The organism is Caballeronia sp. LjRoot31, from assembly GCF_964253885.1.
Lineage (GTDB): Bacteria > Pseudomonadota > Gammaproteobacteria > Burkholderiales > Burkholderiaceae > Caballeronia.
Window position 1 is genome coordinate 2922994 of the sequence record NZ_CAXURX020000001.1, and the last position, 11994, is coordinate 2934987.

At 58.8% G+C, this 11994-nt stretch carries 10 protein-coding genes; 2 read left to right on the forward strand and 8 right to left on the reverse strand.

All coding sequences use genetic code 11. The features are described 5' to 3' along the window. The first annotated feature begins 9 nt into the window (after positions 1 to 9). Positions 10 to 843 carry a GNAT family N-acetyltransferase gene (locus ACSQ8V_RS13020; RefSeq protein ID WP_436205956.1) on the forward strand — a complete coding sequence of 278 codons (834 nt, stop codon included), beginning with the start codon at positions 10 to 12 and terminating at the stop codon, positions 841 to 843. A 227-nt stretch (positions 844 to 1070) separates the two neighbouring features. Here the strand turns inward: ACSQ8V_RS13020 and ppx are convergent, their stop codons facing one another. Next, positions 1071 to 2588, reverse strand: coding sequence for an exopolyphosphatase (ppx, locus tag ACSQ8V_RS13025; protein WP_213767737.1), 1518 nt, complete (start codon positions 2586 to 2588; stop codon positions 1071 to 1073). 331 nt (positions 2589 to 2919) lie between these two features. On the opposite strand from ppx, the gene ppk1 reads away from it, so the two are divergent. Then, the gene (ppk1, locus tag ACSQ8V_RS13030) at positions 2920 to 4983 is read left to right on the forward strand and encodes a polyphosphate kinase 1 (protein WP_436205957.1); all 2064 of its coding nucleotides are present in this window, start codon (positions 2920 to 2922) and stop codon (positions 4981 to 4983) included. Positions 4984 to 5068: 85 nt separating this feature from the next. Here the strand turns inward: ppk1 and phoR are convergent, their stop codons facing one another. The 7 genes from phoR to pstS form a co-directional block, all read right to left on the reverse strand. Continuing rightward, complete coding sequence (gene phoR, locus ACSQ8V_RS13035; RefSeq protein ID WP_436182181.1) at positions 5069 to 6382, reverse strand: phosphate regulon sensor histidine kinase PhoR; 1314 nt, start codon at positions 6380 to 6382, stop codon at positions 5069 to 5071. Positions 6383 to 6471: 89 nt separating this feature from the next. Continuing rightward, a complete protein-coding gene (gene phoB / locus ACSQ8V_RS13040) occupies positions 6472 to 7182 on the reverse strand; it encodes a phosphate regulon transcriptional regulator PhoB (RefSeq protein WP_089159157.1) in 711 nt (236 codons plus the stop codon). A 60-nt stretch (positions 7183 to 7242) separates the two neighbouring features. After that, positions 7243 to 7947: a phosphate signaling complex protein PhoU gene (gene phoU / locus ACSQ8V_RS13045; protein ID WP_213767740.1), complete on the reverse strand. Its 705-nt coding sequence runs from the start codon at positions 7945 to 7947 to the stop codon at positions 7243 to 7245. A 60-nt stretch (positions 7948 to 8007) separates the two neighbouring features. Beyond that, positions 8008 to 8763 carry a phosphate ABC transporter ATP-binding protein PstB gene (gene pstB / locus ACSQ8V_RS13050; protein WP_213767762.1) on the reverse strand — a complete coding sequence of 252 codons (756 nt, stop codon included), beginning with the start codon at positions 8761 to 8763 and terminating at the stop codon, positions 8008 to 8010. Positions 8764 to 8912: 149 nt separating this feature from the next. Beyond that, positions 8913 to 9809 carry a phosphate ABC transporter permease PstA gene (gene pstA, locus ACSQ8V_RS13055; RefSeq protein ID WP_436205958.1) on the reverse strand — a complete coding sequence of 299 codons (897 nt, stop codon included), beginning with the start codon at positions 9807 to 9809 and terminating at the stop codon, positions 8913 to 8915. Then, complete coding sequence (gene pstC / locus ACSQ8V_RS13060; protein ID WP_213767742.1) at positions 9806 to 10789, reverse strand: phosphate ABC transporter permease PstC; 984 nt, start codon at positions 10787 to 10789, stop codon at positions 9806 to 9808. Before pstC ends, pstA begins: the two co-directional genes overlap by 4 nt. Positions 10790 to 10880: 91 nt before the next feature. Continuing rightward, positions 10881 to 11912, reverse strand: a complete 1032-nt coding sequence (gene pstS, locus ACSQ8V_RS13065; protein ID WP_213767743.1) for a phosphate ABC transporter substrate-binding protein PstS — start codon at positions 11910 to 11912, stop codon at positions 10881 to 10883. Positions 11913 to 11994 lie beyond the last annotated feature (82 nt).

Genomic DNA, 11994 nt, shown 5'->3' on the forward strand with positions numbered 1-11994 from the left:
GGGTTGCCAATGCAGAAATCGACGACGCTCGCTTTATTGAGCACATCGAATGGACTGAGCGGGTCTGGTGGCTCGAACGTTGCTGAACTCCGCCGGCGTTTGCCGAGTGCGGCGGAGACCGTGGCGGGGCAACATCGGCTGCGGGTATCGTGGGCGCATTCCGAAGCTGAATTGCGCGAAGCGCAGCGCCTGCGGTATCGCGTGTTCGCCGATGAGATGGGGGCACAACTGAAGGGTCCGGCGGGCCTGGACGTAGACGCGTTCGATGCCTTTTGCGACCACTTGCTGGTCCGCGACCTGAACACGCTGAAGGTGGTGGGAACGTATCGCGTGCTGCCCCCGCATCAGGCGGCGCGCGCTGGACGTCTCTATGCCGAGAGCGAATTCGATGTGTCCCGTCTCGCGCATCTACGCCCGAAGCTGGTGGAACTCGGCCGCTCGTGCGTTCATGCGGATTACCGCAGCGGTGGAGTGATCATGTCGTTGTGGGGCGGCCTGGCCGCGTACATGAAGCAGAACGGCTACGAGACCATGCTGGGTTGCGCGAGCGTCGCAATGGCGGACGGTGGCCACTACGCCGCCGACCTGTACGAGGCGTTGGAGAAGGAAGCGCTGACGTCGCCGGAATACCGGGCGTTTGCGCATACACCGTTGCCGGTGCAGGAACTGCGGACGGGCGCCAAGGTAGCGCCGCCGCCTTTGCTGAAGGGCTATTTGCGTCTGGGCGCGAAAATCTGCGGCGCGCCGGCGTGGGACCCCGATTTCAATACGGCGGACTTTTTGACCTTGTTGCGCATATCGGAGATAGGGGACCGCTACGCGCGTCACTTCATGGCCGACTGACAACGCCAACGAGCGACAAGAAAAGCAGAAGAGACGAAGCGCGCCAGCGATAACGATCAGACCAACACCGCTGGCGGTACGTACTACGATGCCGCAATAACTGTGCGTGACGGGTATTCCGTTCAAGCGCAAGAATAGGTTCGAAGTCCGTACTACTTTTTCACCGCGAAATAGTCGAGGGATCAACGTGGCCCAGGAGAAGCCGTCGCCCTCCTCCGCCGGACCCCTCAAACGCCCGTATAAACCACCCGATACGGCTTGCCGATCTTCTCCCACTCAGCCGCTTCCTGAACAAGGCTGTAGTCGGTAAGCGGATTGAGCGAGACCCAGTCGTTGGGCAAACGCACATCGAAGCCGCCGTTGGCCAGCGAAACCTGGATGGCCGGAAACCCGACATCCGCCCGCCGCCGGCAAAGCAGCGCCGCAAGCCGCAGACAAAACAGCAAGGTCCAGTCGACATCCCGAGCCTGCGAAAGCTTCCCCAACTTGCCCACATGCCCAAGCACCAGGCCGGCTAACCGGGCCTGATCAGTCCGCGAGAACCCCGGCATATCCGCATGACTCGCGATATACGCAGAATGCTTGTGATAAGCACTATGCGAGATAGAAAGCCCGATCTCGTGCAATGCCGCCGCCCATCCCAGGAACATCTGATTTTCGATCCGCCGGTCGGCATCGATATCGATGGCTTCGATCTGCTCGTAGAAACCGATTGCCAGTTCGGCAATACGGTCCGATTGCTCGCCATCCACCGCATAGCGCCGCTTGAAGCCTTCCACCGTCACCGTACGCATGTCCTGGTGCTGCGTGCGCCCCAGGAGGTCATAGAGCACGCCGAGACGCAGCGCGCCATCGGTGGTATCGACGTATTCAATCCCTAGTTCCTCGAACACGCCGAGCATGATCGACAAGCCGCCCGCCAGCACGGGAATCCGGTCAGATTTCAACGCGATCAACTTCAGCCGGTTCACATTCTCAGCCTTGATCAGCGCCTTCTTCAGCCGCTCCAGCCCGCCGCGTGAAATGCCGTGGGTAATGCCGGGATCGTTGAAACCGTTTGCTTCGATCAACTCGGCCAGCGCCCGCGCCGTACCCGACGACCCAATTGCCTGATCCCAGCCCGTCTGTTTGTATTCGCTCGAGATAATCTCGATTTCTCGCTTGGCGGCGAGTTCGGCTTGCCGCATTGAATATTCATCGACATTGCCGGCTGCGAAAAACTGCCGGCTGTGACTCACGCAGCCTATATACAGGCTCTCCATATGAATGGGCGTATAGTGCGAGCCGATAATAAATTCCGTCGATCCCCCGCCGATATCCACCACCAGCCGCTTGCCCGCGCTCGCCGGCACCGAATGCGCAGCACCCGCATAAATAAGACGCGCTTCTTCCCGTCCGGCAATCACTTCAATGGGAAAGCCAAGTGCGTTCTGTGCTTCGGCCAGGAATTCGTCAGCGTTTTTAGCCACGCGCAGCGTGTTGGTCGCGACCGCGCGCACGTGGTCGGGATGAAAGTCCCGCAGCCGTTCGCCGAACCGCTTCAGCGCGTCCCAGCCGCGCAGTTGCGAGGCCCGGTCGAGGAACTTGTCCCGCGACAATCCCGCCGCGAGCCGCACGGGTTCACGCAGCGCGTCTACCTGATAGATCGGGCTGCCGGAAGGCGTCTCCTCGACGCGACCGACGATCAGCCTGAAGCTGTTCGATCCGAGATCTACGGCTGCCAAAAGATGAGGGGGGTTGACCATCGATTTTCCAGGTTCCGTAGGGTTGTGCCCGCGATCTCTTTGCAACTCGACGCGGTGCGGGCAGCATTTGAACACGCCGAGCCGCAGCAGCGCGCCAATTTTAAGTCCAAGCGGACGACTGTGCTGGTCTCGCAAATAATCCAATGCAGCAAACTGCGTCAATGAATCGATTTCAATTGTTAGCCGAAATTGGGCGAATCTCGCCAGGATCAACCATATCCGAGACGTGCGTTAGATTTATGACACCATGTTTTCACAAAAACGTCATCATACTGTGGCCCATTCCGAGCGATCCTTGCACATTCTGATTTTTTGACTGCCAATACTATCGATGTCCTTACGCTATCCCCTTCTTAATCGCGAACTGGGCATTCTGGGTTTTAACGAACGAGTATTGTCGCAGGCCGCCGACACCGGCGTCCCGCTGCTCGAACGGCTCCGCTTCATCTGTATTACCAGCAGCAACCTCGACGAGTTTTTCGAAGTCCGCATGGCCGGCATGCAGGAACAGATGCGCGACAACCCGGGCTCGCTCTCGCCCGACGGCATGTCGCTGCAGCATGTGTACGACCTTGTGGTCGAACGCGCGCATCGCCTGGTCCATCAGCAATACGTCATGCTCCAGGACACCGTGTTTCCCGCGCTGGAAAGCGAAGGGATCTACTTTCACGGCGTGGAATCGTGGACCGAAGCGCAGACCGACTGGGCGCGCGATTATTTCCAGAACGAGTTGCTGCCGGTGCTGACGCCAATCGGACTGGACCCCGCGCATCCGTTTCCGCGCGTGCTGAACAAGAGCCTGAACTTCGTGGTCGAACTGGAGGGCCGCGACGCGTTCGGTCGCCAGGCGATGATGGGCATCGTGCAGGCGCCCCGCGCACTGCCGCGGCTCGTGCGCATGCCCGAGGCGCTGTCGGGGTATCCGCACGGCTTTGTGCTGCTGAGCTCGCTGCTGCAGCGTTTTGTCGACGCGCTGTTTCCGCATCTGGTCGTGCGCAGTTGCAACCAGTTCCGTATCACGCGCAACAGCGAATTGTTCGTCGATGAAGACGAAATCACCAACCTGCGCGTGGCGCTGCAGGGCGAACTGCCCGCGCGGCATCTGGGCAATGCGGTACGTCTGGAAGTGTCGGCGGAGACGCCGCCGCACATGATCCGGCGCCTGCTTGACGAGAGCGAACTGAACGACCGTGATTGTTATCGCGTGAACGGGCCGGTCAATCTCGTGCGCCTGATGCAGTTGCCCGAGATGGTCGACCGGCCGGACCTGAAGTTCGTGCCGCATATTCCGGCCGTGCCGAAGGCTATTGCGGCCGCATCGAACATGTTCGATGCCATCGATCAGGCCGATATCCTCCTGCACCATCCGTACGAGAGTTTTCAGCCCGTGCTCGAGTTGCTGCTGCAGGCGGCCAAGGATCCGCAGGTGGTGGCGATCAAGCAAACAATCTATCGGACCGGTACGGACTCGCCACTGATGGACGCGCTGATGCAAGCCGCGCGCAACGGCAAGGAAGTCACCGTAGTGGTGGAACTGCTCGCGCGCTTCGACGAAGAGACGAATATCAACTGGGCGTCGCAGCTCGAAGCCGTGGGCGCGCATGTGGTGTACGGCGTGGTCGGCCACAAATGCCACGCGAAAATGATGCTGATCGTGCGGCGCGTGTCGCACAACGGCAAGATGATGCTCAGGCGTTATGTGCATCTCGGCACGGGGAACTATCACCCGCGTACTGCGCGTCTTTATACCGATTTCGGCGTGATGACTTCGGATCAGGAAGTCTGCGAAGACGTGCATCACGTGTTCCAGCAACTCACCGGTATCGGCGGCGAATTGCGCTTGCATCAGCTCTGGCAAGCGCCTTTTACGTTGCATCCGAATCTGATGGAAGCCATTCGTGCTGAAGCCGACAACGCGCGCGCGGGAAAGAAAGCGCGGATTGTCGCGAAGATGAATGCGCTGCTCGAACCGACCGTGATCATCGCGTTGTATGAGGCGTCTCAGGCAGGCGTGAAAATCGACCTGATCGTGCGCGGTGTCTGCGCGTTGAAACCCGGCGTGGAAGACCTGTCCGAGAACATCACGGTGCGCTCCATCGTCGGACGTTTTCTCGAGCATCACCGCATCTTTTATTTTTATGCGGGCGGAGAAGAGAAGGTGTATTTGTCGAGCGCGGACTGGATGGACCGCAACTTCTTCCGGCGCGTGGAAGTGGCATTTCCCGTGAATGACCGGCGCCTGAAACGGCGCGTGATTGCAGAAGGACTCTCAGTCTTTCTCGGCGATAACCAGTCGGCATGGCTCATGCAAAGTGACGGCCATTACAAGCGCCGCCGCCCGGGCAAGTCGATGCGTAATGCGCAACTCGGCCTGCTCGCGAAGTTCTGCCCTTGATGCTTTGATGTCTTGATGTTGCCGCGGCTTGGGTGTGCGCTGCCTTCCAGGCACGTCAAGCCGTTGCAAACCCCTGCAAGCTCATTCAAGCCGCGATCGACTTTCTCATCGCCGTGCGGGCGGCCGAAAACTTGACCGAGAAGGTGCTTCCCCGCCCTTCCTCGCTCTTGACTTCGAGGTCGGCCAGATGGCGTTGCAATACATGCTTCACGATCGCAAGTCCAAGGCCCGTGCCGCCGGTATCGCGCGAGCGGCTTCTATCGACACGATAAAACCGCTCGGTCAGACGCGGAATATGTTCGGCCGGAATACCGAGCCCGCTATCGCGTACTGAAAACACCGCCCGATCGCGAACGCGCTGCCACGAGACATCAATGGTTCCGCCATCCGGCGTATAGCGAATCGCATTCGTCACGAGATTCGCGAGCGCACTGACAATCTCCGTTTCCGAACCGGACACCGTCAACGCTTCATCAACATTAAATGTAATTCGATGTCGGCCATTCGAAAGATTATCGGCATCTTCTTCAAGATGACGCAGAACCGCGCGCATATCGAGAACGTCGTCGCTGGGTGGTTTGACATCACCTTCCAGATTCGCGAGCACAAGCAGATCGCGCACGATGTTCTGCATGCGTGACGACTGTTGCTCCATCATCTCCAGATAACGCGCCCGGTCGGATTCATCCAGGGGCAACTCGCGCATGGTTTCAAGAAAGCCGGACAGCACGGTCAGCGGCGTCTTCAACTCGTGCGAAACATTCGCGACAAAATCCCGGCGCATGGAATCCGTTCTTTCCAGTTCCGTTATGTCCTGAGTCAGAATCAGCTTCCGGTTTTCACCATAGGGAAATATTTGCACCGACAACACATGCTGCCGGTTCAGCCCCATCCCGCGCATCACCAGCACCGACTCATAATGCTGCGAAGCGAGATAACGAACGAAGTCGGGTTGACGCACGAGATGAGTAATGTGCTGGCGCAGATCGCGTTTGGCGTCGAGCCCGAAATGCGTTTCCGCGATGGCGTTGCACCACTCTATCTGGTCGCTGTCGTCGAGCATGGCCACGCCATTCGGCGACGCCTGAATGCCCTGGATAAACCGTGAATGCTGCTGCTCGACCTGACGCACCTGCGCGTGCCAGCGCTTCGCAAGCTTATGCAGCCGATAATAAATCTCGCCCCACACGCCAGGCGCGCTCGGCACTTCGCCGTACACGGGCGCGTCGAGCAAACGCCACAAGCGCTGCGTATGAAAGGTGGTGAAGAGGGTTTGCAGAACCAGCATGACGAGCGCAAAACAGAGCGCGGCGCGCACTCCGAACAGCACGCCAACAATCCCGCTCAATACCGCGAGCAACGCGAGGGACACGAGGGAACGCGTCCAGATGATATTCATGAATTAGCGGGATCGAGATTATTGCCACGCGACCACAATTGGCCGCGGGCTTCATTCACTCTTCTCAAGCACTCTTCTCATTTACTCCATCAAGCACTCTTGGCCAGCCTGTAACCACTGCCGCGAACCGTTTCAATCATAGCATCGCAACCAGCCGGCTTTAAGGCTGCCCGCAGACGCTTGATATGCACGTCCACTGTCCGCTCTTCCACGAATACATGGTCGCCCCATACCTGATCCAGCAATTGCGTGCGGCTATGCACGCGCTCAGGATGCGTCATGAAGAAGTGCAGCAAGCGGAACTCGGTCGGCCCAAGATCGAGCTTGATATCGTCGCTGCCCTGACCGTTCGAATGCGCGGCCACCCTATGCGTAGCCGGATCGAGACGCAGGCCGTTGATCGCGACCACATCTTCCGTCAATTGCGGCGCACGCCGGCGCAATACCGCCTTGATCCGCGCCATCAATTCTTTCGGCGAAAACGGCTTCGTCACATAATCGTCGGCACCAATTTCAAGTCCGAGCACCTTGTCCTGCTCATCGCCACGGGCAGTGAGCATGATGATCGGAATATGTTTCGTGCGTTCGTTGCCGCGTAATTCCCGCGCAAAGGCGATGCCGGATTTACCCGGCAGCATCCAGTCGAGAAGTACTAAGTCCGGCAAGACGTCGCTGATCAGGTTTTGCGCCTGTTCCGCGTTATAAGCACGAATGGGGCAGTGGCCCGCGTGTTGCAGATTCACCGAAATCAATTCGGAAATCGCGGGTTCGTCTTCTATAACGAGAATGCTGCTGGGCATCGGCACCTCTGTAACCTTCTTCGCGTAAGTTGAACAACTGACATCTGAATCACAAAAGAATCAGCTCAGTGCTTCGCGTTCGAGTTGATCGCGCGACACATGGCGGACATCCGTTCCCTTCACAATGTAAATAATGAACTCCGCAATGTTCTTTGCATGATCGCCAATTCGTTCGACCGCTTTAGCAATGAACAGATAGTCGAGACCCGCCGAAATCATGCGCGGATCTTCCATCATGTACGTCACCAGCTTGCGCACGAACGCACGGAATTCTTCGTCGATGGCTTTGTCGTCGCGAACGATTTGAGCGGCGGCGACCGTATCCAGGCGCGCGAATGCATCTAGCGCACGGCGCAGGATGGAGACCGCCATTTCGCCGGACAACTTGATTTCCGCGATGTTGACGTTACGCCCCATGCCATCTTCATTGATGCGTCTCACGCGCTTGGCGATCTTTTCGGCTTCGTCGCCCGCACGCTCGAGATTCGTAATCGTTTTCGAAATTGCCATCAACAAACGCAAGTCACGCGCAGCCGGCTGACGGCGCGCGATGATGTTGCTGCACTCCTCGTCGATCTCGACTTCCATGGTGTTCAGGCGCGTCTCGGCGAGCACTACCTCTTCGACAATATTCATGTCGAACGTATTGAGCGCCTGCATGGCCTTGATGATCTGGGACTCGACCAGACCACCCATTTCCAGCACCTTCGATGACACCGCATTCAGATCGGCGTCGAACTGGCTCGACAAATGTTTATCGGACATATTTGCTCCTGAAGTCCTTTTTTAGCCCGTGTGACCTGGCGGCAAACTCCGCCGCGCGATTCAACCAAACCGGCCGGTGATGTAGTCTTCCGTTTCCTTTCGGGACGGTTTGATGAAGATCTTTTCCGTATCTCCGAATTCAATCAATTCGCCCAGATACATATAAGCAGTGTAGTCCGAACAACGCGCCGCCTGCTGCATGTTGTGCGTGACAATCACCACCGTGTAATCATCCTTCAGTTCGGCAATCAATTCTTCAATGCGGCCCGTCGAAATCGGGTCGAGCGCGGAGCACGGTTCGTCGAGTAACAGCACTTCCGGGCGAATGGCAATGCCGCGTGCAATGCACAGGCGCTGCTGTTGTCCGCCCGACAGGCCATAGCCGCTTTGCGGCAGCTTGTCCTTCACTTCGTTCCAGAGCGCCGCTTTCGTCAGCGCCCATTCCACGCGGTCGTCCATCTCCGAGCGCGACAGTTGCTCGAACATCTTTACGCCGAACGCAATGTTGTCGTAGATCGACATCGGAAACGGCGTTGGCTTCTGGAACACCATGCCCACGCGTGCACGCAGCAGCGAGATATCGCGGCTGGTATCGAGCAGGTTGTTGCCGTCCATCAGGATCTCGCCTTCCGCGCGCTGCTCCGGATACAGCGCGTACATCTTGTTGAACGTGCGCAGCAACGTGGACTTGCCGCACCCCGACGGACCGATGAACGCCGTCACCTTATGTTCAGGAATCCGCAGGTTAATGTTCTTCAGCGCATGAAACTTGTTGTAGAAGAAGTTGAGGTTGTTCACCTCGATCTTCGGTTTCATCGATCCGACCGGCGGCGCCTGATGGGCCGGCTTGAAGCCGCCGGGCGCGGCACCGCGCTCAACCGTGCTGGAATGGTCACCGCTGGCGGCGGGATTAGCGCTCCGGGCGCTCACATCGCTTGCGACTGTGTTCATGGAATGATTCCGCCTTATTTTTTCGAGAAGATCGTGCGTGCCAGGATGTTCAGACCGAGCACGCCGAGCGTGATCAGGAACACGCCGGCCCACGCGAGCGCTTGCCATTGGGGGAACGGGCTCATCGCGAACTTGTAGATCGTGACGGGCAGGTTGGCCACCGGTTGATTCATGTCCCACGAGAAGAACTGGTTGGACAGCGCCGTGAAGAGCAGCGGCGCGGTTTCGCCGGTGATGCGTGCAACAGCCAGCAGGACGCCCGTCACGATGCCGCTGACCGACGCCTTCAGCGTGATCGAGACAATCATCTTCCACTTCGGCGTGCCGAGTGCGAAGGCGGCTTCACGCAACGCGTTCGGCACGAGCCTCAGCATGTTCTCGGTCGTACGGATCACGATCGGGATCTGCAGCAACGCCAGCGCGATCACGCCGGCCCAGCCGCTGAAGCGGCCCATTTGCGCAACCACCAGCGCATAGACGAACAAGCCGATCACAATAGACGGCGCCGACAAGAGGATGTCGTTGATAAACCGCGTCAGGCTCGCCAGCCAGCGCTTGTCGCCGTATTCGGCGAGATAAACGCCCGCGAGAATACCGAGCGGCGTGCCGACGCAAGTCGCGAGAACCACCAGCATCAAGCTGCCGACAATGGCGTTCAGCAACCCACCGCCATCGGTATTAGGCGGCGGCGTATTCTGTGTGAACAACTCGATCGATAAACCGCCAATACCCAGCTTCAGCGTCGTATAGAGAATCCAGATGAGCCAGAAGAGGCCGAACGCCATGGCCGCGAGCGACAACACCAGCGCGACGACATTCTTGCCGCGGCGGCGGCGCTGCAACTTGTTGCGCGTCGCTTCTTCCCGTTCCGGATTGCCGGAGCCGGGGAATTGAATGGTGGACTGGCTCACTTGGCGCCCTCCCCTTTTTCAAGCCGAAGCAGCATGAGTTTGGACAGCGACAACACAATGAACGTGATCAGGAAGAGGATCAACCCGAGCTCCATCAACGCCGATGTATGCAAGCCGGGACTCGCTTCGGCAAACTCGTTGGCGAGTGCCGAGGTAATGCTGTTGCCTGGCGAAAACAACGAGACGTTATCGAGCAGATTGGTGTTGCCGATCACGAACGTCACTGCCATCGTCTCGCCGAGCGCGCGGCCGAGGCCAAGCATCACGCCGCCGATCACACCGGTCCGCGTGAAAGGCAGCACGATTTTCCACATCACTTCCCACGTCGTGCAGCCGATGCCATATGCCGATTCCTTCAGCAGGACCGGCGTGACTTCGAACACATCGCGCATCACGGCCGCGATGTACGGAATGATCATGATCGCGAGAATGACGCCGGCACACAGGATGCCGATGCCAATGGGTGGCCCCTGAAAGAAGCGGCCGATAAGCCAGACATCGCCGAGCAGTTTGCCCAGCGGTTTTTCGAAATACGTCGCAAAAATGGGGGCGAAAACGAGCAGGCCCCACATGCCATAGACAATCGACGGGATCGCGGCGAGCAGTTCAATTGCCACGCCGAGCGGCCGGCGCAGCCATGCGGGCGCAAGCTCGGTCAGGAACAGCGCAATGCCGAAGCTCACAGGCACAGCGATGATCAACGCGATGATGGAGGTGGCGATGGTGCCGTAGATAGGCACGAGCGCGCCAAAACTATCGGTCTGCGGATCCCACTCGGCGCGCCAGAGGAAACTGAGACCAAATTTTTCAAGTGTAGGCAGCGAGGCTACGACCAGCGAGACGATAATGCCGCCCAGCAGCAGCAGCGTGACGACGGCGGAAAGCCGCGTCAGCCCACCGAAAACGATATCACCGAGTCGGCTCGGAGCGCGTTGAGCGCGGCTGGCCGGCGGAGTCGATGCGAGGTTGATGTCCGACATGGGAACCTTCGGAAGGGCCGCGCGGCGGATGCCGCGCGGCAATACGGACCAAGAAGCCGGATGCTTGTTGCTTAACGCTCAAAAATGCGGCTTACTGCGCGACTGCCTTGCCCGACGCGTCCTTGACCTTCGATTTCCACTGCGTTTCGATTTCGGCGACAACCGAATCAGGCAACGAGATGTAGTCGAGATCGTTTGCTGCTTGCGTGCCGTTCTTGAACGCCCAGCCGAAGAACTTCAGCGTTTCCGCGCCTTGCGCTTCCTTGTCCTGCGTCGTGTGCAGCAGCACGAAGGTTGCGCCCACGATCGGCCATGCGTCCTTGCCCGGCTCGTCCGTCAGGATCTGGTAGAACGACTTCGACCAGTCCGCGCCCGCTGCCGCTGCCTTGAACGTTTCCGTTTTCGGCTCGACCACTGCGCCCGACGAATTCTTCAGGCCAACGTACGTCATCTTGTTTTGCTTAGCGTACGCCCATTCCACGTAACCGATAGCACCCGGCAGACGCTGAACGAACGCGGCGACGCCGTCGTTGCCCTTGCCGCCCGTGCCGGTCGGCCAGTTGACCGTCGAACCTTCACCCACCTTGGCTTTCCACTCGGCGTTCACCTTGGACAGATAGTTCGTCCAGATGAAGCTCGTGCCCGAACCGTCGGCGCGGCGCACGACAGCAATGTCGTCATCCGGCAGCTTCAGCTTCGGATTCAGCGCGACGATAGCCGGGTCGTTCCATTTCTTGATCTTGCCGAGGTAGATGTCGCCGAGAACTTCACCCGACAGCGTCATCTCGCCTGCTTTGATGCCCGGCACGTTGATGGTCGGTACTACGCCGCCCACTACCGTCGGAAACTGGAAAAGCCCCTGCTTTGCCAGTTCGTCATCTTTCAGCGGTGCGTCCGAGCCAGCGAAATCCACCGTCTTTGCGATGATTTGCTTGATACCGCCCGAGGAACCGATGCCTTGGTAGTTGACCTTGCCGCCGCCCGACTTCTGGTACGTATCAGCCCATTTCGTGTAAATCGGTGCAGCGAAGGTACTGCCCGCGCCGGTGATGTCGGCTGCTTGTGCCGACATCGCGAACATTGCGCCGACGATGCCTGCGAGCGCGGTGTGCATCAATTTCATGTGATCTCCAGGGTTGTGAGCAAGTGGCTCGACACCGCGAAGGATAGGGCGTCAATGTGACAGTCCGATGACGATTGATGAA